General features: G+C 59.6%; 25 protein-coding genes. 6 read left to right on the top strand and 19 right to left on the bottom strand.

The window, feature by feature from the left end; all coding sequences use genetic code 11:
- The first annotated feature begins 225 nt into the window (after positions 1-225).
- Positions 226-930, top strand: coding sequence for a hypothetical protein (locus tag PMI26_RS27070; RefSeq protein WP_007970398.1), 705 nt, complete (start codon positions 226-228; stop codon positions 928-930).
- Positions 931-1,148: 218 nt separating this feature from the next.
- Positions 1,149-2,579: an aminotransferase-like domain-containing protein gene (locus tag PMI26_RS27075; RefSeq protein WP_007970397.1), complete on the top strand. Its 1,431-nt coding sequence runs from the start codon at positions 1,149-1,151 to the stop codon at positions 2,577-2,579.
- A gap of 114 nt (positions 2,580-2,693) precedes the next feature.
- Here the strand turns inward: PMI26_RS27075 and PMI26_RS27080 are convergent, their stop codons facing one another.
- The 10 genes from PMI26_RS27080 to PMI26_RS27125 form a co-directional block, all read right to left on the bottom strand.
- Positions 2,694-3,494, bottom strand: a complete 801-nt coding sequence (locus tag PMI26_RS27080) for an N-acyl homoserine lactonase family protein (protein WP_007970395.1) — start codon at positions 3,492-3,494, stop codon at positions 2,694-2,696.
- 14 nt (positions 3,495-3,508) lie between these two features.
- The gene (locus PMI26_RS27085; protein WP_007970393.1) at positions 3,509-4,468 is read right to left on the bottom strand and encodes a diiron oxygenase; all 960 of its coding nucleotides are present in this window, start codon (positions 4,466-4,468) and stop codon (positions 3,509-3,511) included.
- A 67-nt stretch (positions 4,469-4,535) separates the two neighbouring features.
- Positions 4,536-5,294, bottom strand: a complete 759-nt coding sequence (locus PMI26_RS27090) for a TauD/TfdA family dioxygenase (RefSeq protein ID WP_007970391.1) — start codon at positions 5,292-5,294, stop codon at positions 4,536-4,538.
- A gap of 21 nt (positions 5,295-5,315) precedes the next feature.
- A complete protein-coding gene (locus PMI26_RS27095) occupies positions 5,316-6,188 on the bottom strand; it encodes a branched-chain amino acid aminotransferase (protein WP_007970389.1) in 873 nt (290 codons plus the stop codon).
- 31 nt (positions 6,189-6,219) lie between these two features.
- The gene (locus PMI26_RS27100) at positions 6,220-7,560 is read right to left on the bottom strand and encodes a KamA family radical SAM protein (RefSeq protein WP_007970387.1); all 1,341 of its coding nucleotides are present in this window, start codon (positions 7,558-7,560) and stop codon (positions 6,220-6,222) included.
- A 32-nt stretch (positions 7,561-7,592) separates the two neighbouring features.
- A complete protein-coding gene (yfcF, locus tag PMI26_RS27105; protein WP_007970385.1) occupies positions 7,593-8,237 on the bottom strand; it encodes a glutathione transferase in 645 nt (214 codons plus the stop codon).
- A 233-nt stretch (positions 8,238-8,470) separates the two neighbouring features.
- Positions 8,471-8,956 carry a cupin domain-containing protein gene (locus PMI26_RS27110; RefSeq protein ID WP_007970383.1) on the bottom strand — a complete coding sequence of 162 codons (486 nt, stop codon included), beginning with the start codon at positions 8,954-8,956 and terminating at the stop codon, positions 8,471-8,473.
- Positions 8,957-9,040: 84 nt separating this feature from the next.
- Positions 9,041-9,535: a RidA family protein gene (locus tag PMI26_RS27115; RefSeq protein WP_007970381.1), complete on the bottom strand. Its 495-nt coding sequence runs from the start codon at positions 9,533-9,535 to the stop codon at positions 9,041-9,043.
- Positions 9,536-9,584: 49 nt separating this feature from the next.
- On the bottom strand, positions 9,585-10,865 hold the full coding sequence (locus PMI26_RS27120; RefSeq protein ID WP_007970380.1) for an ATP-grasp domain-containing protein: 1,281 nt from the start codon (positions 10,863-10,865) through the stop codon (positions 9,585-9,587).
- Between the two features lie 42 nt (positions 10,866-10,907).
- Complete coding sequence (locus PMI26_RS27125; protein ID WP_007970378.1) at positions 10,908-12,008, bottom strand: hypothetical protein; 1,101 nt, start codon at positions 12,006-12,008, stop codon at positions 10,908-10,910.
- Positions 12,009-12,156: 148 nt separating this feature from the next.
- On the opposite strand from PMI26_RS27125, the gene PMI26_RS27130 reads away from it, so the two are divergent.
- Both PMI26_RS27130 and PMI26_RS27135 read left to right on the top strand, forming a co-directional pair.
- On the top strand, positions 12,157-13,575 hold the full coding sequence (locus tag PMI26_RS27130; RefSeq protein ID WP_007970377.1) for an aminotransferase-like domain-containing protein: 1,419 nt from the start codon (positions 12,157-12,159) through the stop codon (positions 13,573-13,575).
- 636 nt (positions 13,576-14,211) lie between these two features.
- Positions 14,212-14,490: a DUF3077 domain-containing protein gene (locus PMI26_RS27135; protein WP_007970376.1), complete on the top strand. Its 279-nt coding sequence runs from the start codon at positions 14,212-14,214 to the stop codon at positions 14,488-14,490.
- Between the two features lie 58 nt (positions 14,491-14,548).
- Here the strand turns inward: PMI26_RS27135 and PMI26_RS27140 are convergent, their stop codons facing one another.
- From PMI26_RS27140 to cyoA, 7 genes are all read right to left on the bottom strand, one after another.
- A complete protein-coding gene (locus tag PMI26_RS27140; RefSeq protein ID WP_007970375.1) occupies positions 14,549-14,863 on the bottom strand; it encodes a helix-turn-helix domain-containing protein in 315 nt (104 codons plus the stop codon).
- A complete protein-coding gene (locus PMI26_RS0129290; RefSeq protein WP_033047368.1) occupies positions 14,860-15,204 on the bottom strand; it encodes a hypothetical protein in 345 nt (114 codons plus the stop codon). Before PMI26_RS0129290 ends, PMI26_RS27140 begins: the two co-directional genes overlap by 4 nt.
- Before the next feature lie 135 nt (positions 15,205-15,339).
- Positions 15,340-16,227 (bottom strand): heme o synthase, encoded by an 888-nt coding sequence (gene cyoE, locus PMI26_RS27145; protein WP_007970374.1) that lies wholly within the window; start codon positions 16,225-16,227, stop codon positions 15,340-15,342.
- A gap of 11 nt (positions 16,228-16,238) precedes the next feature.
- Positions 16,239-16,586 carry a cytochrome o ubiquinol oxidase subunit IV gene (cyoD, locus tag PMI26_RS27150; RefSeq protein WP_007970373.1) on the bottom strand — a complete coding sequence of 116 codons (348 nt, stop codon included), beginning with the start codon at positions 16,584-16,586 and terminating at the stop codon, positions 16,239-16,241.
- The gene (locus PMI26_RS27155) at positions 16,587-17,213 is read right to left on the bottom strand and encodes a cytochrome o ubiquinol oxidase subunit III (RefSeq protein ID WP_007970372.1); all 627 of its coding nucleotides are present in this window, start codon (positions 17,211-17,213) and stop codon (positions 16,587-16,589) included.
- Between the two features lie 3 nt (positions 17,214-17,216).
- The gene (gene cyoB / locus PMI26_RS27160) at positions 17,217-19,247 is read right to left on the bottom strand and encodes a cytochrome o ubiquinol oxidase subunit I (RefSeq protein WP_007970371.1); all 2,031 of its coding nucleotides are present in this window, start codon (positions 19,245-19,247) and stop codon (positions 17,217-17,219) included.
- A gap of 3 nt (positions 19,248-19,250) precedes the next feature.
- Complete coding sequence (gene cyoA / locus PMI26_RS27165) at positions 19,251-20,186, bottom strand: ubiquinol oxidase subunit II (protein WP_007970370.1); 936 nt, start codon at positions 20,184-20,186, stop codon at positions 19,251-19,253.
- Between the two features lie 27 nt (positions 20,187-20,213).
- Between cyoA and PMI26_RS27170 the strand changes: the two genes are divergently transcribed.
- Positions 20,214-20,474, top strand: a complete 261-nt coding sequence (locus tag PMI26_RS27170; RefSeq protein WP_007970369.1) for a hypothetical protein — start codon at positions 20,214-20,216, stop codon at positions 20,472-20,474.
- Positions 20,475-21,025: 551 nt separating this feature from the next.
- On the opposite strand, the gene PMI26_RS27175 is transcribed toward PMI26_RS27170, so the two are convergent.
- Positions 21,026-21,535 (bottom strand): disulfide bond formation protein B, encoded by a 510-nt coding sequence (locus tag PMI26_RS27175; protein WP_007970367.1) that lies wholly within the window; start codon positions 21,533-21,535, stop codon positions 21,026-21,028.
- A 288-nt stretch (positions 21,536-21,823) separates the two neighbouring features.
- Positions 21,824-23,005: an NO-inducible flavohemoprotein gene (hmpA, locus tag PMI26_RS27180; protein ID WP_007970365.1), complete on the bottom strand. Its 1,182-nt coding sequence runs from the start codon at positions 23,003-23,005 to the stop codon at positions 21,824-21,826.
- Positions 23,006-23,161: 156 nt separating this feature from the next.
- Here hmpA and norR point away from each other — a divergent pair, with 156 nt between their 5' ends.
- Positions 23,162-24,712, top strand: a complete 1,551-nt coding sequence (norR, locus tag PMI26_RS27185; RefSeq protein WP_007970364.1) for a nitric oxide reductase transcriptional regulator NorR — start codon at positions 23,162-23,164, stop codon at positions 24,710-24,712.
- The last annotated feature ends 190 nt before the right edge of the window (positions 24,713-24,902 follow it).

The following is a 24,902-nucleotide window of genomic DNA, read 5'->3' as shown; positions in this document are numbered from 1 at the left end:
CTACAGCCTGCTCGCGATGGTCTCAAGGGCACCGCGCTCATTCAGAATGAACGCGTTATCGTTAACGTCCATCGCGAGCAGGCTCGCTCCTACAGAGGAGCAAAAACATGACCAGCCGCCTGTTGATCCGTGACAACGCGGTCTCGGTCCAATAGATTAGGCGGCCTGAAAAAGCCCCCGGGCTTTCTCGCCCCTATTCAAGCTGAAAAAAGTAGTGAAATTTCAATGTCCGATTCCAACACCGCTGAATCCGTAGTCACCTTGTCGTCCAAAGCGGAATACGAAAACTCCATCAATCTTTCACAACACGTACCCCAGGCGAAAACCATCAGCGAGATGGTGCTGGACGCTTTCCAGTCCACCCGCGAAAGTGACCAGATCCGCGAACTGCGCGCCGCCATTCGTCAGGCCCACGACAGCTTCGACGACGACAAGGCCTATGAACTGATGGGCCAGCTCAAGCAACTCAAGGATGCCGAAGCCGCCGACATCGCCGCGCTGGAAGACCTGAGCAGCAAGTTCCCGATCAGCCGCATCCTCTCCAGCTTCAAGGACGACCCGGCGTTCCAGGAAATCGTCTACGGCCTGGCACTGAAGGTGCTGAACCAGACGCACCAGGCCATCAGCAACCCGAGCGGCGGCAAGAGCAAGGCCGCCAAGGCCAAGAAAGAAGTCGAAGTGTTCACCATCAGCAAGGACGGCATCAGCGTCACCTTGCCGCTGCGCACACCGCGCTCGCGCCTGAACGTCGACCGTGAAGCCCTGGAGTTCCTCGGTTTCACCTTCGTTGGCGAAGGCGATGAGGCTGAACTGGAAAGCGAGACGTTCCTGGACAACAGCGGCGCCGAGCAAGCAGTCAACCGCAAGAACATCATCACCGCCCTGCAACAGCAGACGGCGTTCGATGGGTACAGCATCGCCGCGCAGTAAGGCGCCCCTCGCCACAAGGTCCTCAGCGACTGACTCAAGAGCCCCGCCATCCGTGCGGGGCTTTTTATTGCCCGTGATTCGGGCAAAACCGCGATTACTCTTCCAGTATCGACGCAGAACAACACTTCCCTTCACCCATGAGCACCACGGGTCCGCCTGCGGGGAGCGTCAACTCACTTTCCAGCCCAGACCTCGGTGGTGCAACTGCTGAGGTCATCATGAACACGACCCCTTTGTATCGCCAACTGGCCAATCACTATCTGGACGCTATCCGCAGCGGCACCTTGAAAACCGGTGAACGCTTGCCCTCGATCCGCTTGATGATGGAAAAACATGCCGTCAGCCTGTCGACCGCGGTGCAGGTGTGCCGGGAACTGGAAGACTGCGGCGTGCTGGAAGCCCGACCGCGTTCCGGCAACTACATTCGCCAGCCCGACACCCTGCCCAGGCCCGCCCCGGTTGCCTCGCCGCCAGCGCTGGATACCAGTGCCTATGTCGGCATTCATCAACAGGTCTCAACGGTGCTCAAGGCCAGCCAACGCGCAACGATCAAGGTCAATTTCGCCAGCGCCTACTGCGCGCCGGAGCTTTATCCGCTGAAGACCTTGCAAGACAACATGATCAAGTCGCTGCGCTACGACACCTGCCTGCTCGGCGCCGCGGGCTCGACCTGCGGCAACAGCGCATTGCGCAACCTCCTGGCGCGGCGGGCACTGGCCAGCAAGACCCACCTGGCCCCCGAACGGATCGTGATCACCAACGGCGCCACCGAAGCGATCAACCTGGCCTTGCGTGCGGTCACCCGCCCCGGCGACACCGTGGCCGTGGAGTCGCCGACCTTCTACGGTCTGCTGCAAATTCTCGAAAGCCTGAGCCTGCGGGTACTGGAAGTCCCGGCCTCGGCCCACACCGGGCTCAATCTGGCGGCCCTGGAAGGGCTGCTGCAAGGCCCTGAACCGGTCAAGGCGTTGATCGTCATTCCCAACCTGCAAAACCCGCTGGGCAGCATCATGCCCGACGCCAACAAGGCACGGCTGGTGAAACTGTGCGCCGAGCACGACACCGTGCTGATCGAGGACGACACCTACGGCGACCTGGTGGACACCGAACAACCGCTGTCCACGCTCAAACATTGGGACCGCACCGACAACGTGATCTATTGCGCCTCGTTGAACAAAACCCTGGCTCCGGGCATGCGCCTGGGCTGGATCAGCGCTGGGAAATGGCACGACCGTGTGGAGATGCTCAAGCACACGCAGTCGCGGGGGTGCGAGCTGTTATCGCAACTGGCGGTCAGCGAATTCATGCGCACACCGTCTTATGAACGTTACCTGCGACGGCTGAGGAAAACCCTGACCGTACAACGCGCGCAGATGAGCACGGCGATCGCCCGCTATTTTCCCATCGGCACCAGCGTGACCCACCCGCAAGGCGGCACGTTGTTGTGGGTGGAATTGCCTCGCCGGCATTCGTCCATGGCGTTTTTTCACGAGGCGCTGAAGGTCGGCATCCAGATTTCTCCTGGGGATATTTTTTCCAACACCGAGCGCTTCAATCACTTTGTGCGCATTGGCTGCGGCGCGCCGTATTCGCCACGGATCGATGAGGCACTGCAGACGTTGGGACGTATCCTGAAAGCTCAGGGTTAACACCGGCACTGTGGGAGCGGGCTTGCTCGCGAAGGCGTCAGTGCATTGAAAATTGCTGTGTCTGACACACCGCTTTCGCGAGCAAGCCCGCTCCCACAGGGTTTGAGGTGATCTTCAGCTCGGGGGTTGGTGCAGGCAAATGATATGCGGGTCGTCATTCCAGTGCGGGAAGCGCTCGGCGATCAGCGGGTCGTGGCCGGGGATGACGTGGTCTTCACCATCGGCCAGGCGGTCGATCTCGGTGAAGGCTTCGAGGGTTTGCGCCAGGTCATCGAGGATCGGGAACGGACTGCGCTCACGAATGTTGACCCACAGGTGCGCGGCATCCGAGGCCAGGACAATCCAGCCGCGCTCAGTATTCACGCGCACCACCTGGCTGCCCGGCGTGTGTCCGCCCACGGGGTGCAGGGTCACACCTGGCAACACTTCGACCGTGCCGCTGTGCAAACGCATCCGCCCTTCGAACAGCGGTGGCAGCGCCGACATCACGTCCTCGACCTCGTAGGTTTTGTTCACCGTGCGATGGGACATTTTCGGCCCGGTGCAAAAACGCAGTTCCGCTTCCTGCAAATGCACGGTCGCCTTCGGGAACAGCCCGAGGTTGCCGGCATGGTCCCAATGCAAATGGGTCAGGATCAGGTGTTCGACCCGGGCCGGATCGATTTCCAGTTGCCGCAGGGATTCTTCCGGCAGGCGGTACATCTGGCGATTGCGCCGGTCCGCCGTGGCTGGTTGGAAACAGGTGTCGACCACGATCACCTGCTGCTCGTTGCGGATGACCCAGAAGTAGTAATCCAGCGGCATCGACGCATTCGGATCACCGCAACAGGCGTCGTAGAGAAAATTCTCCCTGGCGGTGCGCTGGGCGTTTGCGCCGACACGGATGGCGAACACTTCGTACACAGGCGTGGACATGGACACCTCCGGGCTCAGGCGGCCGCCGTGGTTTTGAGGGTCGGACGGAAGTCGAAATCGATCTGCTCGCTGATGCCCAGGTCCTGTGCCAGTTTATGCAGGCCGCTGTAATCGCGCATGATGGTCGCGTTCCTGTTGCTTTCTCGGGTGTCGGCAATGATCAACACCGCCTCCTCGACCCCGAGCTGCGTGAGAATCGCCTCCCACATCGAGTAGTCCTGAGCGATAAAGGCACTCAACGCCACCGACAGGTTACGTGCGAAAAATTCCCGCTGGGTCGGCTGCATATTGGCGTACATGACCTTCGCCACTTCAGCCAGCACCTTGCTGTGCGCGTATTCGTCGCGATTGTGCAACTCGGCCACCCGGCGGTTCTGCGGCTGGATGGTCTGGTCATCCGCCAGCAAATCCAGATAGGCGTTGACGCTGATCTCGGCCACCACCGCAAAGGTGATCGCCGCCAGATCCCGCTGCCATGGCTCGGTCAGCTCGGCCTGCAAGGCCTTCAGGCGCAGGTAAGTGACGGACGGCGGCAGATCCAGATCCTGATCCAGCGCCCGCTCCAGCCTGGTCCGTTCGATGGCGCGCAGGTGCATCAGCGTGTGGTAGTGCTCGTCGATCAGGGTCTGTTGCATGGCCTCGCGAAAATGCCAGTCGTCCTTGCCCAGGTACTGATTGGCAATGACGCTGAGGGCCGGATTGACAATGTGTTCTTCGGCGGTGACGGTGCGCAGGTTGTAGCCGATCCAGCCCCAGGTCACCACGCTGCTTTTGAGCTCGTCACTCAAGGCCTGGAATGTCGGGTGATGGAAAAACGGCACCATGCACTCCGGGTAGTCCGGGCGCAGCGGGTCGAACGCTTCTATGATCTGGGCCCTGTCCGGCGCACAAACGGAGGCGCGCCTGGTCCAGGCCTGGTTGAGCCGCACGATCAGTTGATGATCGACCTGGGCGATCTCGATTGCTGTTTGCATGACGCGATACCTGTAAGACGCGTACCCGCCAAGGGGTACGCCAAAAGAATGAAGGACGCCGGAAAAATCAGGCCAGCCAATAGCGGGTCAGGTTGCGCGCCGGATCAGTGTAACGACTGCGGGCGTGAATCATCCGCCAGTTGTCCCAAATCAGCAGGCATCCGTCGGGAATCAGCACCGGAATGTTGTGCTCGACGAAGTACGCCTCGCCGAGCGCGGCAAACCTGGCCAGCGGCGAGGTGCAGTTGGCGACCAGGGAATGTTGTAGAGCTTCCTTGGACGGGTTTACATCGCCGTAGTGAAACTGGTTGTAACTGAAGCGGAAAATATCCCCGTCCTCCGTAGGCGTGAGGATGTACTCCTTGACCCGCCGTTGGTCCGGTTCGCCCGGTTTGGCGGTGGCGACAAATTCTACCGGCGTGTCATCCAGCCACTCACGCAGTTCTGGTTCACTGCGCTCCAGGGACTTGAGAAATTCGTAGCCGTCCACCAAACCGGTGTGCCCGCCGCCACACGTCGCCTGTTTATGGCAATGCAATGCCAGGTAACGCGGCGGCGGCCCGTACACTGGCGCCTCGGTGTGCGGGCCAATGCCGTTCATGCTCTGGGAGTACGGCAAGTCTTCGTAACCCGGCTTGCGGGTAATGGCAAAGGCCATCTGGCCGTTGAACTGCGGAATGATCGGACCGAACTCATGCAAGGTGACTACGACATCATCGGCAAATTCTTCCGGGGTCAGCACAGTCCAGCCCAGCGTCGACAGCTCTTCATGACGATGGCCGAGCGAAATGTAAGGTTGAGACGCAACAATCCCTTGATCCGACATGGTGAGATTCCTGGCAGGTGATCAGGCGTTTACGGTTGAGGTGTAGGCGGCAATGAAGTCACGGCAGGCATCGCCCGGTCGGTAGCGCTGCTCGTCGATGCTCTGCACCGGGGTGATTTCGGCAGCGGTGCCGGTGAGAAAACATTCATCGAAGTCGCCGAGTTCAGTAGGCAGAATCGTCCGTTCGACCACCTGATAATCCAGCGCCCTGGCCAGTTCGATCACGGTTTGCCGGGTAATGCCGTTGAGAAAACAATCCGGCAGCGGCGTATGCAGCGTCCGGCCTTTGACGAAGAACACATTGGCGCTGGTGGCTTCGGCGACGTGGCCGCGCCAGTCGAGCATCAGCGCATCGTGGTAACCCGTGTTCTCGGCGTCGTGCTTGCTCAGCGTGGCGATCTGGTAATGCCCGGAGGCCTTGGCCTCGAACGGGCTGCTGCAGGGTGGCGGACGGCGCCAGTCCGCGGTTTTCAAGCGGATGCCGGCCATGCGCGCCGCCGGGTCGAAATAGCTCGGCCACTGCCAGCAGGCAATGGCCACGTGCACACGGTTGAAGCGCGCCGAGGTGGAGATCATTTCACTGCCGCGCCAGGCCACCGGGCGCAGATAACCCTCGAGCACCTTGTTGCATTGCAGCAGTTCATGGCTCGCCGCTTCCAGTTCGGCCAGCTCATAGGGAATGGCAAAACCCATCAGGTGCGCCGAGCGGTACAGCCGCTCGCTGTGCTCTCGCAGCTTGAAGATTTTACCGTTGTAGACCCGCTCGCCTTCATACACGGTGCTCGCGTAATGCAGGCCATGGGTCAGTACATGCAACTGCGCCCGGGACCACTCGACGAACTCGCCGTCGAGCCAGATGACACCCTCGCGCTGATCGAACGGGATACTGCTCATCTCCATATCTCCCCATTGTTCATGAATGTTCCTACGCCGTTTCCAGCAACACCGGTATCAATTCCGGCACGGTGGCGAGCTCGGTCTGAAAGAAGAACGAGCGCTCGCCGAAGGCCGGTTGCAAGTCGTCGAACCAGGTCACCTGCGGATCGAAGCGCGCGTAGAACGTGCGCAACACCCATTGCGGATTGCGTGCCTGGAGGAACTGCAGGACGAAGACTTTTTCCCCGGCGACGGTCTCGATGCCGTTGATCAATACCTTGCCGTAGAAGGTGCTCATGGACGGCCCGCGCACCGTTCGCGCAAGCCCCGACACCGTGCGGTACGCCGCCTGGAAGATCTCGAAGGCCCGGACCAGCGGCATCGCGAAGTAGTGGCTGGGGCCGGTGTCACGTTCGACGAACATGTAATAAGGCACGGCCCCGAGCCGCACGCCTTCGGTCCACAGCGCGGCCCAATCGGCGGGGTTTTCGTTGATGTGGCGGATCACCGGCGCCTGCATGCGCAGCGTCGCGCCCGTCGAGCGGATGCGCTCGACGGCCTGGCGGGCAATGGCCTGGCGGATCTCCACCGGGTGGTTGTAGTGGCCCATGATCGACAGGTTCTTACCCCCCGCGACGATGCGCCGGAACAGCGCCAGCAACTCGGGCGCATCCTTGTCGCTGACAAAACGCTGCGGCCAGTACGCCACCGATTTGGTGCCGATGCGGATGCTCTTGAGATGTGGCAATTGCAGCAACGGCTCGATGTAACCGGCCAGCGAGCGGGTGTTCATGATCATCGGGTCGCCGCCGGTAATCAGCACATCCGTGACTTCGGTATGCACCCGCAGGTAACTGACCAGCTCCTGGGACTCGCGAGCATTGAACTTGAGTTCTTCCTCGCCGATGAACTGCGCCCAGCGGAAACAGAAGGTGCAGTACGCGTGACAGGTCTGACCGGCACCGGGGAAAAACAGCACGGTCTCGCGGTACTTGTGTTGGATACCCGGCAGGACTTTGCCGTTGAGCGTGACGCCGTTGTGGGTCAACTGCCCGGCCGGATGCGGGTTCATGCGCAGCCAGATCGCCTCGATCCGACGCTTGATCGCCGCACTGTCATCCAGCTCGATCAGTTGCTTGAGCGAGGCATATTCCTCTGGCAGCAACATGTCCTTGTGGGGAAAGGTCATGCGGAAAACAGGATCGTCCGGAATGTTGTTCCAGTCGATCAGCGTGCCCAGCACATAGTCGTTGGTGCGAAACGGCATGACCCGGGCCACCACGGTCATGGCCTCCTGCAACGCCGGCGTCAGCTTGTGCCAGTAAGGTGTGTCGCGGATGGTGCGTGAGTTATAGGATTTGTAGCGTTCGTGCTCCGACAGTCCTTGCATGGCCGCGCTCCTGGTGGTTGCCCTGAGTGTTGTTAGGCGATGGCCGGCGCTTTGCGCTCTATGTCCATCCACGCCCGAACGCTGTCGCGATCCCACTGGCGACGCACATAGGCCTGGAGCCGTGCCGGCACCGGGTCGCCGTTGGCAACCAGGCGGTTGAGCATGATTGCCAGGTCGGTGTCGGCAATGCTCCAGTCACCGAACAGATGCTCGGCGCCCTCCTCCAGCAAATGGTCGGCGACGAACAACAGGCGCTCGACGGCGGCTTGGGCCTCGTCGGACAGCGCGGTGTTTTTCTTGCCGAAGTACACCAGGTCAAACGGGCGCTCCTTGCGCACCATCAGCAAGTCACTGCGCAACCAGGCCTGCAATTGACGGGCGCGGGCACGCTGCTGGAGGCCCTGCGGATAGAGTTTTTTATGCCCCGGGCAGAGTTCATCGAGGTACTCGGCAATCGCCGAGGATTCCGACAAGGCAAAATCGTCGTGAACCAAGGTTGGAATTTTGCAAGTCAACGAAAGATCGCGATAACTCGCCCTATAGTTTTCGCGTGACTTCAGATCAACCGTGACAAGTTCAAATGAAAGTTGCTTTTCCTTGAGCGCGACAAAAGCCGACATCGCAAAAGCGCTGACATGATCGGCGCCGATATACAGTTTGAGCTTCCTGTTTTCCATAGAGCACTCCATTCACTGACTGCAGGGATTAACGTGCATTGGAGGTGATCGTAGTTAGTTGAATGGAGGCTGAATAGATACAGAATTTGTCCGTTTCAATCGATACAGAAAGTTGTTTTTTACCGGCAGACACGCAGCCAAAAGTGCTGCAAATGGGGATACAGGGGCAGGCCTCTAAAACAAAAAAAAGGGAGCCAACGAAGGTTGGCTCCCTGGGTTGATGCGTTGGGAAATTACGGCTGGGTGGTGATCAGGCCATGGCTGTCGGCAAAGTTCGAGAGCAGTGCCATTTGTGGCATGTTGCTCATGTTGAGCATCGCCAGAGGCTCGTGTTTGCTGGTGTTGACGAAGCCATGCCGGGTCCAGGCCGGCACCAGCAGCACGTCGCCGCTGCTGACGTTGACCTCATCGGCATCGCCGAGGGTCAGCACGCCGCTGCCACACTGGATAACGAACAGATGCCACCAGGAGTGGGCATGACCGTTGAGCGTTACACCGGGGTTCAGCCATTGCATGGCGATCGCCATCCCGGGCGTCACTGCACAGCCGTCAATGCTCTTGTCGTGAGCCAAGGCGACAATATCCACGTCGCTGGCCTCAAGGGTCTGACGCATACCCGCCAGTTCGGTGCCTTTCCACACCTTGGCACTTTGTTGTCGATGATGCAGGCTCTGACGAAAGTCCTTATATGAAAAAAACGCACCTTGAAAGTTATCCATTCGCACGTCCCTTCTTTTTTATTTCGCACACTTTAGCGCTAAACCTTAAGTTATAGGTTCAGCGCTGTAAAGACTGGAAATAATTTACAAAACCGATGGACGCAAGGCGGCAATCATGTCCACTTCTATCGCGGCATTCTTCGGTAATTGATAAACACCGACTGTAGTGCGCGTATGTTTACCGGCATCCCCCAATACGTGGCTGAACACATCCGAGGCGCCGTTGGCCACTTCGCTCAAGTCGACAAAATCATCCGTGGACTTCACATAGACCGTTACCCGGATCAATGACTTGATCTTGTCCAGCGAACCGATGGCATCGACGATCAACGCCAGCCCGCGCATCGCACTGATGCTGGCGGCTGCTTGCGCATCGGCCATGCTGAGGTCCAGCCCGACGCGGCCGGGGTAATGGATCTTGCCGTTCATGCGTGGCACCAGGCCGCTGATGTACAGCTCATCGTGATGACGGATCAGCGGCGCGTAATGCCCGCCTGCGGTGTTTTCGCCGTAGATGTCATAGCCAAACTCTTTGGCCAGGGCGATGAAGCGTTCATCGCAGGTCATGTGCTGGATCATTGATCGAACCCTCTTAATCAGTAATGCAAAAAACCTGGCCCTTGCGGGTTCAACACACGGCGCGGGTGGCCGGTGCCTGGCAAGTGACGTCAATACGGGACTCAATCGACTCGGCCAGGCGCAACAGATCGTTGCTCAGTTGCCCGTAGTGTTCGTTGAACAACACGATGTGGCCGATGAATGAGAAGTTGTCTTTGACCAACGCGCTGACCGAGTCGCCAATCCGCTTGGCGTACTGCCCTTCCACCAGGTCGATACGCAGTGTGCGGGCCAGGGCCTCGATGTCTGGCGTTGCCCGCAGGATGCCGCCGGCCGGCGCCCGGAGCAGGCGAATGCCGCAGTAGCCGCGAGCCACCGGATCATGCTGCTCGGTCTTGCCTTCCACCGCCCAGCGCACCCAGCGTTCCCACGGATCGAAATTGACGAAGGCGCGCTTGGCCAGGTCCCAGATGTGCATGCCGCCAGGGCGCATGTTGGTTTCCACGGCGCTGGTCAGGTTGTCGCGGCGCAGGAACACTTCGTTGTGCCAGGCACCGTTGTCCCCGGACACCAGACCCGCCATATGCCGACCGGCCGCCATCAAGCGTGCCTGGACCTCAGCCGGCAGCGGTGCGGGGACCACTTGCTGGATCTCGGCGCGGTAGGCGCCTTCGGTGGTGGTTTTTTCAGTCACCCAAGTGCTGCCGGCCACACAGTCCCAACTGTATTCGCGAGCGTTCTGCACCAGCTCTTCAAGGACGATGCCGCCTTCGCGGTAGGGCTTGAGGGCGAGCCAGGCGTCATCGCACTCCGAAGGGTGATGGATCACGCGACAGCCTCGGCTCGCCCCTTCGCAGGCTGGCTTGATGAAGGCCTTGCCACCCAGTTCGACGACGCGCTGGCGCAGTTCCGGCAGGCTTTCGACCCGCACGGAAAACACCGGCCGGTATTCTTCAGGGGAGGTGCTGGCCGTGGCTTCGAGCCGGCGAAAGATCTGCTTGTCCAGGCCCGCCCGCGCTTCGTCCGGGGTAATGCCCGGCAGGCCGAAGTGACTGGCCAGCGCGGCACCGAGCAGCACGCCGCGATCGGAGAACGGCAGTACGCCGATCAGCTTCCAGCTGTCGGCATTCAGGCACCCCACCACCAGTTCAAGGGACGCCGCCACGTCTTTCTCGGCCAGCGAAGTGCTGCAGACGTGATCGGCCACCTGGTCGTCATGGGGCTGAATCTTCTCGACCAGCAGGATGAGCCTGGCGTTGTAGAGCGACTTGGACAGCTCGCGCAGTTTCTGGATGTCGTGAACCCGATTGCCGTTGTAACCGACCACTACCACGCATGAAGTCGTATTCATAATGCCCCCGACCTGCAAAGTGAAACCCGCAACGGCGATGACTCAGTCATGCAACGACGCATTGGATTGACGGTTGAGCCAGTACCAGGCCAGGATCCCGCCGGCGCCGATGGCGGCGAGGACCAGCGCGTTGTACGGCGCCGGCACCACTCGCATGATCAACACGGTCAGCCCGGCCCCCACACCCAGGGACACTTCCTTGACGAACATGTTGTTTTGCTTGACCGAGAAGTAATCGAGGTAGCTGAAGGCGCATTCGGCGATCGACAGCAACGCCACCCAGATCAGCGCCCCGGCAAGGGTTTCGACGTGGAACGCAGCGGGCGAAGACAGCACGGCAAAACCGCCGACGATGATCCCGATCACCGCCACGACCTTGAAGCGCCCGGTGCGCTCGATCAGCTTCATCACCGGCACCTGGGCGAACACCACCACGGCGCTGTTGAGGATCAGCATCAAGCCGTACCAGGCCGGCAGCTCGCCGGTCTTGAGCAGGATCGCCTGTGGCAGGATCGAGAACACCCCGAACAGCTTGATGCCCATGATGATCCCGGCAATCACCCAGGGCAGTTTGTTACCCCAGTTGCTACCGGCCTGACTGGCCCGGCGGGATACCACTGGCTCGGTGGTGAAGGTCGCGCCGAGGGCGATCGGCAGGCACAGCAACACGAACGCCGCCGCACCGAGGAAAAACATCGTTGGCGTGAGCAGCGGCGACAGCAGGATCAAACCGGCCACCAGGCTGCCCATGTTCATGGCCACGCGGTTGTAGGCCGCACCCTCCTTGGTCTGGGCCGCTTCGCTCTTGATCAGGTAGCCGGCGATGGCAATGCCGTAGGCAAAGAGTGCGGCGGCAAACATCACCATGCCTTGATTGCTGGTCAGCGCCAGCAGCACCAGGCCAAGGCCGGCACACAGCAGCGTGACGCTCAGGGAGCGGCGCCCAAGCACCAGTAAAGTCAGGGGCAACAACAGCAACAAGGCACGATATCCAAGGGCCAGGATGCTGTTGGTGGCCGTGTCGAGCCAGACGTTGGCCTTGCCCAGCACCGCGAACAGCGAAACAGCCGTGATGATCCGGATCGTGAATAACCGCAGGTTAATGACCGGCTTGGCCACCGCGACCGTTGTTTCGACACTCATGCAGCACCTCAGGAACCGGATGAACGCCCGCCAACAAAGGCCGACATTCAGAAAAGTCTGTAAGGGCATGGTAGAGAGAGAGGCTTGTCCTGATCAGGGCAAGTTCGTATAGAATCCAACGAACTTTACTGCCGGAGAGACCAGTAAAATGCAGGTTCAACGTGCAGTCATCAAAGCCATTGAATTCCAGCCCGGCGCGCCGCTGGTGCAGCAGATCGTCGATCAGCTGACCCAGGCGATCAGCACCGGTGGCCTGCCCCACGGCGCCAAGCTGCCGCCGATTCGCGAACTCTCCGACTTGATGAACGTGGGCAAGTCTACGGTGGTGGATGCGCTGGACCGCTTGCGCGCCAAGGGGCTGGTGGTGTCGCGCCAGGGATCGGGGCATTACGTGCATCGCTCCGAAGCGGCGCTGAAAAGTGGCACCGGCCCGGACCTGCAACCCCAGGACACCCTCAGCGTGATTCGTCGCGCACTGCTGCTGGACAACGGCGCACTGCGCCCCGGCTGCGGTTTTCTTCCGACCTCCTGGCTGCCCGCCGAAGAATTGCAGAAAGCCGTGCGCGGCACTTTGCGAGCGACATCGTTGCGCATGGGCGAGTACGGCGTGGCCGGTGGTTACTTGCCGTTGCGCCAGGCTTTGCGGGTCAAACTGGCGACCTTCGGCATCGAAGCGCCGGTGGACCAGATCATCACCACCGCCAACACCATGCAGGCCATCGACCTGCTGATGCGCCTGCTGGTCAAACCCGGCGACACCGTACTGCTCGATGATCCGTGCTACTTCAACATGCACGCCAACCTGGCGCTGCACGGGGCCAAAGTCATCACCATTGCCCGGGATTGCGACGGCATGGACCTCGACGCGCTCGAGCAACTGCTGATCGCCCACAAACCCGTGCTGTACATGACCAACAGCACACTGCATAACCCCACCGGCCACTCGTTCACCCCGGCCCAGGTCTACCGCTTGCTGGAACTGAGCCACCGCCATGGCTTCCACATCGTCGAAGACGATCTGTACTGCGACATCCAGCAACGCCGCACCCCGCGCCTGGCAGCCAGCGGGCTGGACAATGTGAGTTACGTCTCCGGCTTCTCCAAGACCCTGACCGCCAACAGCCGCGTCAGCTACACCGTACTGTCACCGCAACTGGCAGCACGCATGGTCGCCCTGAAAATGGCCTGCGGTGGCGTGACCTCGGAACTGGCGGAGCAGATCACCTGTACCATGCTTAGTGACGGCAGCTACGCCAAGCATGCGCGGCGCACCGTGGACCGGCTGTATGAATCCAACAGTCGGGTAGCGAGTTGGCTGGCGGAGGCCGGGTGTTCGCTTTCCTCGTTGCCGGGCGAAGGCGTGTTTATCTGGGCGCGGTTGCCGGAGGGCTTGCACGCCGAGAACCTGGCTCGACAAGGGCTGGTGAACAACATGGTATTGGCACCGGGCACCTTGTTGAGCAAAGGGCCGAATGCCAGTCAGTTCCTGCGCTTCAATGTGGCGCACAGCGACAGCTTGCAAGTGCGAGAGCGGTTTTTCCGCTTGCTGGATAAAACCCATAAATAACTGACTGCTCTCAATCCTGTGGGAGCGGGCTTGCTCGCGAAGAGGCCGTCACATCCAGCATCAATGTCGCCTGACACACCGCCTTCGCGAGCAGGCTCGCTCCCACAGGGGACCAGCGTCGTGCCCGGTATCCGCGATGAAGACTAACCATTGTGGGAGCGGGCTTGCTCGCGAAGAGGCCGTCACATCCAGCATCAATGTTGCCTGACACACCGCCTTCGCGGGCAAGCCCGCTCCCACAGGGGTTGTGGTGTCCCGGCCATCCCCGGCCAGCAGATCGCTACGATTGCCGACCTCATCCTTGCCGGCTAACTTCGCCCCCCGTCGCTGCCAATTCAGCGACCGGGCCTGAGAACCCGGGTAAAATACGGGCGCACAAGCGCCACCAATCACGATTGCCGGCGCTTTTTTGTGTCTACACACTCGTGCAATGGCGGCTGTGCGTGGGAGACCTTCGGGTCTGCCGGATTCCTGTATCTCCGGTTTCTCAGCCCGCGCATAGCTGCCACCCATTCGCCTGAGAACGAACGTGGTAGCTCTCAATTTTATACGGGAGTTTTACTCATGAACGCTATCGATCCGTTTGCTACACCAGTCATGCTCCTCCACCTCCAGCCCAACAGGAGGTGAAGCCCAATGACCAACCCCCAAGACCTGAAAACCATCGGCCTCACCCCCTTCTCCTACCACGCCAACGAACCACTGTTCCGCATCAACGCCGGTGTCCCGGTGATCGAAGCCCTCTACCACGCCTCCGACCTGCTCCACGTCGCCAAACTGCTCGCCTCAGACGCCGCCATGGTTCGCGACTCCGACCGGCACGCCTGGGCCTCGCACTTTTTGCAGGATATGAGCAAGGCAATTATCGATGATGTGGTGAAGGTGCTCGATGCGCCGTGTAACAACCGCGCATAAACAAAAAGCCCCGCATTTCGTTTGAAACGCGGGGCTTTTCAGATACTCGACGATGTGATCAAACGACTGCCAGTCGATCAACCATATCCGGGAATTTCTCCACCAACCTGATCAGCAAAGCGGCCTGAGCATTGGGCTTCGATTTTTCCTGCTCCCAGTTTCTCAGGGTGCTGGGACTGGTTCGAATTCGCTTGGCAAAAACGGCCTGGGACATGTGTAGCTTTTCCCGTAGCGCAACGATCTCTTGTGCTCCCACCTCAGGCGCAGGGATGTCCTCCACAACAGTATTGCGCAATGTAATCTTGCCTTCGCGTTGAGCCGCCATCTCATCAACGCCCTGCATCAATTCTGCAAACAGGTCGCGTTTTTTCATGGGGTACCTCGTTTTTTCAACTCTGTTTCTATGGCTTTCTTGAGCACCTTCTCTTGGTCGGCGGTCAAATTCTCAAGCTCATCTTTGTCATAAATTGCAAACATCCAGAACTGGCCATCATTCATAAGCCAATAATAGATAACCCGCAAGCCACCTCGCCTACCTTTACCGCGACGTCCATCTGCCCAACGCAGCTTTCGGAAACCGCCTGTTCGAGGCATGACATCACCCGCTTGCGGGTTCAGCTGCATGTGCGACTGCAACGCACGATACTCATCGTCCGTCAGATAATTACCAACGGTAGCAGTGAAAGATGTGGTTTCGAAGAATACGGTTCGCATTAGTAAACTATAAGCAAATTGCCTATAGTCAGGCAACCATCGAAACATCTTCCTGACGAGCAGGCCTGTGACTTACCCCAACAAAAAGCCCCGCTCTTCTCTCGAAGGCGGGGCTTTTTTTACAGCATCCGACGCTTAAGGCGCGTACGTCAGCAACAGCTCGGTCGGCACTTTGAAGTCCAGGGACATCATCACGCTCAACGCGGTAATGGTGAAGATCGAGAACACGAACAGCTTGCGTGCCCAGACCGTGTCATCCACTGCCTTGTAGCCGGTCCAGGCCATGTACAGCCAGTACATGCCCATGGCCGCGGCGACGGCGAGGTAGCTCATGCCGGCGTAGCCGCTGAAGGTCAGCATCAAGGTCGCCACGAGGAAGGCCAGGATGTAGATCAGGATGTGCTTCTTGGCCACTTCAATGCCGCGCTTCACTGGCAGCACCGGAATCGATGCGGCCAGGTAATCGTTGAAGCGGAAGATCGCGATGGCATAGGAATGCGGCATCTGCCACAGGCTGAACATCACCAGCAAGGTCAGCGCGGCCATGTCGAAGGTGTTGCTCACCGCGACGTAGCCGATGACCGGCGGCATGGCGCCCGACAGGCTGCCCACCAGCGTGCCGTGAACCGACTTGCGCTTGAGGTACAGGCTGTAGAAGCCGACGTAGATCACGAAGCCGATGACGGCGAACAGCGCGGCCAACGGGTTGGCCACCTTGTACAACAGGGCAACGCCGGCGACACCCAGGACGGTTGCATAGACCAGTGCCAGTTTCAGGGAGATCAAGCCCTGGACCAGCACGCGGTTCTTGGTGCGTTCCATCTTCAGGTCGATGTCGCGGTCGATGCAGTTGTTGAACACGCAACCGGAGGCAACCACCAGGGACGTGCCGATCATGGCGGCCAGGAAGATGGCCAGATCGACATGCCCTTTGGAGGCCAGGAAAAATCCGCCTGCCACAGAAAGCACGTTACCGAAAATGATCCCCGGTTTGGTGATTTGGATAAAGTGCTTAAGGGACATGCGGATCTACCTCACTTCGCCATCATGAACGTGTGGATGCTGAACATGATCCACAGCGACAAGCCAACCAGCAGGACAATCACGATCGCGGCAAAGACAAACGCAATCACGTTGTTACGCTGTGCGGCCGAACGGTCCAGGTGCAGGAAGTACACCAGGTGCACCAGCACCTGGATAACTGCGAACGCGACGACGATCATCAGGGTGATCGACTTCGGCAGCGTCGGGTACATCACCAGACCGAACGGGATCAGGGTCAGGATCACCGACAGGATGAAGCCGATGGCGTAGGACTTGACGCTGCCGTGTCCGGCGTCGTGGCTGTCATGGCCATTGTGGGAATGAGCTGCGTTAGCCATTTACATAGTCCCCATCAGATAAACAACGGTGAATACGCAGATCCACACTACGTCCAGGAAGTGCCAGAACAGGCTCAGGCAGCTCAGACGGGTCCGGTTGGTCGCCGTCAGGCCCTTTTTCTGCACCTGGTACATCATGATCGCCATCCAGATCAGACCGCTGGTCACGTGCAGACCGTGGGTGCCGACCAGGGTGAAGAACCCGGACAGGAAGCCGCTGCGGTTCGGGCCGTAACCTTCGGAGATCAGCATGTGGAACTCGTTGATCTCCATGCCGATGAAGCCGGCACCGAACAGGAAGGTCATGGCCAGCCAGCCCAGGACCTGCTTCTTGTTGCCACGGAAGAACGCCAGCATGGCGAAGCCGTAGGTGATCGAACTGAACAGCAGCAGAGCGGTTTCGCCCAGTACGTATGGCAGTTCGAAGATGTCGTGGCCCGACGGGCCACCCGCTACGTTGTTAACCAGTACCGCGTACGCCGCGAAGATCGACGCAAACAGAATGCAGTCGGTCATCAGGTAGAGCCAGAAACCGTATACGGTCATCTCGCCCGAGTCGTGGTGATGGTCATCATGCCCATGTCCATCGACATGGGTGTGTCCAGCATTGGTCACTAAGTTCGACATGGTTTAAGCCTGTTCCAACGAGGTTTCAACACGGGTGGCGGTGGCCGGGATTTTCCCTGCCGCAACCAGACGCTTGTGCTGCTCGGCTTCGATGCGCTCGATCACGTCGACCGGCACCATATAGCCTTGATCATCACGGGCCGCGTGGATCGCGAAGTAGATCACGGTGCCTGCCAGGCTCGCGATCGCCAGCCACCAGATGTGCCAGATCATCGCGAAACCGAACACGGTCAACAGCGCGCCCATCACCACACCGGTAGCGGTGTTGTTTGGCATGTGGATCGGCTCGTACTTGGCCGGAACCTTGTACGCGGTGCCGTTTTCCTTGGCTTCGGTGAACGGGTCGACAACGTCGGCTTTAGGCAGCACAGCGAAGTTGTAGAACGGAGGTGGCGACGAGGTCGACCATTCCAGGGTGTGTGCATTCCACGGGTCACCGTGTTCGCACATGTTTTCCGGCTTGTTGCGGTCACGCACGCTGACGTACAGCTGGATCAGCTGGCAAGCGATACCCACGGCGATCATCACCGCACCGAACATGGCGACGTACAGGTACGGCACCCACTCAGGGTTGGTGGTGGCGTTCAGACGACGGGTCATGCCCATGAAGCCCAGTGCATAGAGCGGCATGAACGCGACGAAGAAGCCCGAGATCCAGAACCAGAATGCAGCCTTGCCCCAACCTTCGTGCAGCTTGAAGCCGAACGCTTTAGGGAAGTAGAACGCGAAACCTGCGATGTAACCGAATACCGCACCGCCGATGATCACGTTGTGGAAGTGCGCGATCACGAACAGGCTGTTGTGCAGAACGAAGTCAGCACCCGGGATGGCCAGCAGTACGCCGGTCATGCCGCCGATGGCGAAGGTCACCATGAAGCCCAGGGTCCACAGCACCTGGCTGGTGAAACGCAGACGGCCCTGGTAGATGGTGAACAGCCAGTTGAACAGCTTCACACCCGTCGGGATGGAAATCAGCATCGTCGCCAGACCGAAGAAGGCGTTGACGCTGGCACCCGAACCCATGGTGAAGAAGTGGTGCAGCCAAACCATGAAGCCCAGGATCGAGATCGCGCCCGATGCGTAGATCATCGAGTGGTGGCCGAACAGTTTCTTGCCGGTGAAGGTCGAGATGACTTCGGAGAAGATACCGAACGCCGGCAGGATCAGGATGTACACCTCAGGGTGACCCCAGGCCCAGAACAGGTTCACGTACATCATCGGATTGCCACCAAGTTCATTGGTGAAAATGTGGAAATCCATGTAACGGTCAAGCGTCAGCAGCGCCAGGGTAGCGGTCAGGATCGGGAACGAAGCCACGATCAGGACGTTGGCCCAGGTGCAGGTCCAGGTGAAGATCGGCATGTCCATCAGCTTCATGCCAGGGGTACGCATTTTCAGCACGGTAGCGAGGAAGTTAACCCCCGTCAGCGTTGTCCCCAAACCGGATAGCTGTAGCGCCCAGATGTAGTAGTCCATCCCCACGCCAGGGCTGTATTGCAGGCCCGACAGCGGCGGATAGGCAACCCAGCCGGTCTTGGCGAACTCGCCGACGCCCAGGGACAGGTTGATCAGCACCACGCCGGAAACCAGCAGCCAGAAGCTCAGGGAGTTCAGGAACGGGAAGGCAACGTCACGCGCGCCGATCTGCAGCGGCACTGCAAGGTTCATCAGGCCGGTGAAGAATGGCATCGCCATGAAGATGATCATGATCACACCGTGAGCGGTGAAGATCTGGTCATAGTGTTCAGGTGGCAGGTAGCCAGGCGAACCCTCGGTGGCCATGGCCAGCTGGGTACGCATCATGATGGCGTCGGCAAAGCCGCGCAGCAGCATGACCATGGCGACGATGATGTACATCACGCCGATTTTCTTGTGGTCGACCGACGTCAGCCACTCGGTCCACAGGTAGGTCCACTTCTTGAAGTAGGTGATTGCAGCGAACAACGCCAGACCACCGAGCGCGATCATGGAGATGGTCACCATGACGATCGGCTCGTGGAACGGGATCGCTTCCCAACTTAATTTACCAAACATCGTTTACTCCTCTGCCCCGGCAGCTGAATGCGAGTTCATGTCCGTAGCGGCCACTTCTTTCTCTTTCTTCTCGTGGTGCACCTTAGGCCCTGGTTTCATGCCTTCGTACTTGTCGACGATGGTCTGGAACAGGTTCGGTGTCACCGAGGAGTAGAGCTCGACTGGGTTGTTCTGGCTTGGCTTGGCAAGGGCTGCGTATTCAGCTTGTTCAAGCTGTTTAGGTGCCTTTTTGACTTCACTTACCCAGGCGTCGAAATCTTCCTGGGAAGTTGCGATCGCTTTGAATTTCATGCCGGTGAAACCAGCGCCGCTGTAGTTGGCGGAGATACCGTCCATTTCAGCGTTTTCGTTGGCGATCAGGTGCAGCTTGGTCTGCATGCCCGCCATCGCGTAGATCTGGCCACCCAGCGCAGGGATGAAGAACGAGTTCATCACGGCGTCAGAGGTAATGCGGAAGTTGATCGGGGTGTGCGCCGGGAACACGATCTTGTTGACCGTGGCGATGCCTTGTTCCGGGTAGATGAACAGCCACTTCCAGTCCAGCGCGACCACTTCGATGGTCACCGGCTTCACGTCCGATTCCAGCGGCTTGTACGGGTCAAGGGCGTGGGTCGACTTGTAGGTGACGTAACCCAGGGCAATGATGATCAGCACTGGAACGGCCCACACCGCGATCTCGATCTTGGTGGAGTGGTTCCATTTCGGGGTGTAGGTGGCGTTGGTGTTGGACGCGCGGTATTTCCAGGCGAACAGGAAGGTCATGACGATGACCGGAATCACGACCAACAGCATCAGCAGCGTTGCGGTGATGATCAGGTTTCGCTCGTCCAGACCGACCTGGCCCTTGGGATTGAGCAAGGTCATGTTGCAGCCTGACAGCAACAACGTGCCGATCAGCGGCAATAAGCCTAGTAGTCTGGGGTACCTGTTTTTACTCATCTCACGACCTCTAAAGCAGCTTGCGCAATGCAGTTGGGTTTTGATCGCCAACACTTCACCCTGCCAAGGGTTGGCATTTTTCTTGGATTGAATAAGGGCATGCCCGTCGTGCGTCAGACGCTGTACGACAAATCCCGGGCCTGCGGTGAGTTCTTATTCGAATTCGTGGTCAAAGGCCTTGTTACAGACCAATTCCATTTGGTGCGGGTAGTTGGAGGCTCCGACACCTGGGCATCGCATGAAGCCACCAGACCTCTCGACACCCTGTTCCTGCTCACACCTGGTTAAGATTTGAGCAGCGTCGGGAATTCAGTGCGGGCGATTGTAGATATGTAGCGTTTTATAAACCATGTCTCATCCCGAAATAATTTTTATCCGAACCGGCAACAATCATTCACCATTTTCGCAAAAGTGGCGCATCTTATCGAAATTGATTCTCAACAAAAACACCAAAATAAGTAGGTCTTCCACCCACAGTTCAGACAGTATCGGGTGCCTCCCTGCTACCCTTGATCCTGCCAGAGGCCCGATATGACGGGGACTGCGGCCATTCGCCAGGCCCTGTTAAAACTGCCTGTTCGGGCTCGGAACGGGAAAAAACGGGAGCCTGCAAAACAGCCCAATTTAGTTACGATTCCATGTGCCAATCCGGCTTCCATGAACGCCCTGCGACACTGACTCTGTGACAACATGTCGCACATGTGTCGCACCCTTGGCTGCCCCACATCAGGGTCTTTTTACCTGGGCTCTGGAATGCGCTCCTCAACACAAAAAAAGCCCCGCTCCTCTGTGCAAGGAACGGGGCTTTTTTGTCCGACAATGCGTGGCGACCGATGACCTCAGCGCAGCGCTTTGCGGTTACGCGACGTCAACAGCGGGACCAGTACCACGATCAATACGAAAGCCACCAGCGCCCACTGCGCCAGCGACAAACCGAGGATCGGCGGGTATGGCGTGGAGCAGAAACCATCGACCTGGAAACCCAGCGGGAAGATCTTCGCCAGCGGCAAGTCATCGACAATCGGTTGCAGCACATCGATGCCACAGCTGACCGCCGGATAGAACTGCGTATAGACGTGATGCCCGGCAACGCCTGCGCCTGCCAGCGCACAGATCACCACCAGGGTTTCGAACACCGTGATGCTGCGACGGTTGCGCATGGCCGCGCCGATGAAGGCGAAGATCGCGATCAGCAGCAACGCATAACGTTGCAGGATGCACAGCGGGCAAGGCGCCTCGCCCAGGACAATTTGCATGTACAGCGCGCCGCCGATCAACGCCAGGCAAATGATGCCCAACAACACCAGGTAGCGCCGTTCACGCCCCAACCGCATGGATTCATCGCTCATCGCGTTTCCCTTCAAGATTCGAGTGCCCGCCAGTCTACACGCTGGCCCGGACCTTTGAGAGTCTGGAGCATGTCCGGGGGATTCGGGGGGAATAGACGACAAGGCGGTTAAGGAGGGATTAACTTTCGAGCGTTTTTTCAATTCAAGACCGCAGTGCGGCATTTGCGAGCAAGCCCGCTCCCACATTGGACCTGTGTCGTTCACATCAATCTGGATCGACACAAATCCCTGTGGGAGCGGGCTTGCTCGCGAAACAGGCGACTCGGTCCCCCGAGTCGCCGCAACCACTTACTCCAGCGCCGCTGCCGGCCCGAAGAACTCATAGCGGCTTTGCTTCTCCGGCACACCCAGTGCCTTGAGATGGCGCTTGATGGACGCCATGAAACCTTTCGGCCCCAGGAAGTAAACATCCAGGTCACGCTGCTCCGGCAGCCACGCATTCAACTGCTGCTGGCTCAACAAACCGACCTTGTGCGCCGCCGGGCTCACGCCGTCGTCCTCGGAATAGCAGTAGAAGCGCTTGAGTTGCGGGTGACGCTCGGCCAGGCCATCGATCCAGTCGCGGAAGGCATGCACGCTGCCGTTGCGCGCGCAGTGGATGAAATGCACCGGCCGCCGGGTCTCCAGCGCCGCTTCGAGCATCGCCAGGGTCGGGGTGATGCCGACGCCGCCGCTGATCAGTACCAATGGTTTGTCGCTGGCGGTCAGGGTGAACTCGCCCGATGGCGGGAACAACTGGATGCTGTCGCCGACATGCATCTGGTCATGCAGGTAGTTGGACGCGCGACCACCGGCTTCACGCTTGACGCTGATGCGGTATTGGCCTTTGTTCGCCAGCGCCGACAGCGAGTAGTTGCGACGGATCTCTTCACCGTCGAGGATCAGTTTCATGCCGATGTACTGGCCGGGCTCTGCCTTGAGGATCGGACCTTTGTCCGCTGGTTCGAAGTAGAACGACGTGATCTCCGCGCTCTCCTGGACCTTGCCCGCCACGATGAATTCCCGCGCCCCGCGCCAGCCGCCGTGGGCCTGTTCTTTTTGGTCGTAAACGCTGGCTTCGGCCCCGATCAGGATGTCCGCCAGTTGACCGTAGGCCGCGCCCCAGGCCGCGATCACTTCCGGGGTCGCGATCTCTTCGCCCAGTACTTCGGCGATGGCCCGCAGCAGGCAGCTGCCGACAATCGGATAGTGCTCAGGCAGGATCTGCAGGGCTACGTGCTTGTTGATGATCTTGGCCACCAGGTCGCCCAACTGGTCGAGCTGGTCGATATGGCGCGCATACATCAATACGCCGTTGGCCAAGGCACGCGGCTGGTCACCGCTGGCCTGGTGGGCCTGGTTGAACAGCGGGCGCACTTGCGGGTATTCGGAGAGCATCATGCGGTAGAAGTGCGTGATCAGCGCCTCACCACCGCTTTCGAGCAGCGGTACGGTGGATTTGACGATGGCACGGTCTTGAGCGCTCAGCATAAGGTGACTCCTGGTCTTCTTGGATTGCTAACGGATTACCCTGTGCGTATCAGCTTTCGTGCCAATTATTTAATCGTTATAAATCAATAGGTTAATAACGTAATAGTCATTTCGACACTGTCTGCTTTATAGTCATACCGACTACATGGAGTCACTATGACTGCAAAACCACTGCTCACCGCTTTGCTGCCCCTGGTCTCCGACCTGTCCCGCGAACTGCCCGAGGGCGAGCGTTATCGCCGCCTGCTGGAAGCCATGCGCGCCCTGCTCCCGTGCGATGCCGCCGCCCTGCTGCGCCTTGATGGTGAATGGCTGGTGCCACTGGCCGTCGACGGCTTGAGTACCGACACCCTCGGTCGGCGCTTCAAGGTCAGTGAGCACCCGCGTTTCGCAGCGCTGCTCAGCGGCCCCGGCCCGACCCGTTTCGCTGCCGACAGCGACTTGCCCGACCCCTATGACGGTCTGGTCGATGGCCTGGATGATCATCTGGAAGTCCACGACTGCATGGGTTGCCCCTTGTTCATCGACGAGCGCCCATGGGGCCTGCTGACCCTCGACGCCCTCGATCCGGAGCGCTTCGAACCGATCGAACTGGATGCCCTGCAAGCCTTCGCCAGCCTCGCGGCCGCCACGGTCAACGCTGCGGAGCGCATCGAGCGGTTGAACAACCGGGTCGAAGATGAGCATCAGCGCGCCGAGGTCTACCGCCAGGCCAGCGGCCAGCAGAACCGCGAGATGATTGGCCAGAGCAAGGCCCACAAGCGTCTGGTCGAAGAAATCAGCCTGGTCGGCGGCAGCGACCTGACCGTGCTGATCACCGGCGAAACCGGGGTCGGCAAGGAGTTGGTGGCCCAGGCCATCCATGCCGCCTCGCCCCGCGCCGACAAGCCGATCATCAGCCTCAACTGCGCCGCGTTGCCCGACACCTTGGTGGAAAGCGAGTTGTTCGGCCATGTCCGCGGCGCCTTTACCGGGGCGATGAATGACCGCCGTGGCAAGTTCGAGCTGGCCAATGGCGGCACGCTGTTCCTCGATGAAGTCGGTGAGTTGTCGCTGACCGTGCAGGCCAAGTTGTTGCGCGTGTTGCAGAGCGGTCAGCTGCAGCGACTGGGCTCGGACCAAGAGCATCAGGTCGACGTGCGCCTGATCGCGGCGACCAACCGCGACCTCGCCGAGGAAGTGCGCAGCGGTCGTTACCGTGCCGACTTCTACCATCGCCTCAGCGTTTATCCGCTGCTGGTGCCGGCCCTGCGCGATCGCGGGCGCGATGTGCTGCTGCTCAGCGGTTACTTCCTCGAGCAGAACCGTTCGCGCATGGGCCTCAACAGCCTGCGCCTGAACAGCGACGCCCAGGCCGCACTATTGGCCTACGACTGGCCCGGCAATGTACGCGAGCTTGAGCATTTGATCGGCCGCAGCGCCTTGAAAGCCCTGGGCAATTGCAAGGAACGGCCGAAGATTCTCAGCCTGAGCGCCGCCGACCTGGACTTGCCCAACGCCAGCGTTGAAACCGCTGCCGAGCAACCTGTCGCCACCGTCACCCAAGCGCCGACTGGCGATTTGCGTGAGGCCACCGAGCGTTATCAGCGTCAAATGATCGGTGCCTGCCTGGAACGGCACAACAACAACTGGGCAAGCGCTGCCCGTGAGCTAGGCTTGGATCGGGCGAACCTTGGGCGAATGGCCAAGCGGTTGGGGATGAAATAGTGTTTTTCAGTGTCGAGTGAAATCTTGTGGCGAGGGGGCTTGCCCCCGTTCGGCCGCGCAGCGGTCGCAAATCCTGTTACGCGGTTTAACTGATACAAAGCTGAGGGCCGCTTCGCGACCCAACGGGGGCAAGCCCCCTCGCCACAATCGTCTGCCATTTGATCCGAGATGAGGGCATGTGCCCTAAAGC

Source organism: Pseudomonas sp. GM33 (assembly GCF_000282295.1).
In the GTDB taxonomy this organism is placed as follows: domain Bacteria; phylum Pseudomonadota; class Gammaproteobacteria; order Pseudomonadales; family Pseudomonadaceae; genus Aquipseudomonas; species Aquipseudomonas laurylsulfatiphila.
The sequence above is the reverse complement of the archived record's forward strand: the minus strand, read 5'-3'. Positions and strand labels throughout refer to the sequence as shown.